Source organism: Kluyvera sp. CHPC 1.2972 (assembly GCF_036759925.1).
Classification (GTDB): Bacteria; Pseudomonadota; Gammaproteobacteria; order Enterobacterales; family Enterobacteriaceae; genus Kluyvera.
In genome coordinates this window covers 1-513 of the sequence record NZ_JAPKIB010000046.1, presented here as the reverse complement: position 1 = coordinate 513, position 513 = coordinate 1, and the positions used below count along the sequence as shown (strand labels likewise).

At 52.0% G+C, this 513-nt stretch carries 1 rRNA gene; it reads left to right on the top strand.

The features are described from left to right. Positions 1-503: ribosomal RNA gene (locus tag V6944_RS23290) — 16S ribosomal RNA — on the top strand; the annotation flags it as partial. Between the last annotated feature and the right edge of the window lie 10 nt (positions 504-513).

Genomic DNA, 513 nt, shown 5'->3' with positions numbered 1-513 from the left:
TGAGACAGGTGCTGCATGGCTGTCGTCAGCTCGTGTTGTGAAATGTTGGGTTAAGTCCCGCAACGAGCGCAACCCTTATCCTTTGTTGCCAGCGGTTCGGCCGGGAACTCAAAGGAGACTGCCAGTGATAAACTGGAGGAAGGTGGGGATGACGTCAAGTCATCATGGCCCTTACGAGTAGGGCTACACACGTGCTACAATGGCATATACAAAGAGAAGCGACCTCGCGAGAGCAAGCGGACCTCATAAAGTATGTCGTAGTCCGGATTGGAGTCTGCAACTCGACTCCATGAAGTCGGAATCGCTAGTAATCGTAGATCAGAATGCTACGGTGAATACGTTCCCGGGCCTTGTACACACCGCCCGTCACACCATGGGAGTGGGTTGCAAAAGAAGTAGGTAGCTTAACCTTCGGGAGGGCGCTTACCACTTTGTGATTCATGACTGGGGTGAAGTCGTAACAAGGTAACCGTAGGGGAACCTGCGGTTGGATCACCTCCTTACCTTAAAGAA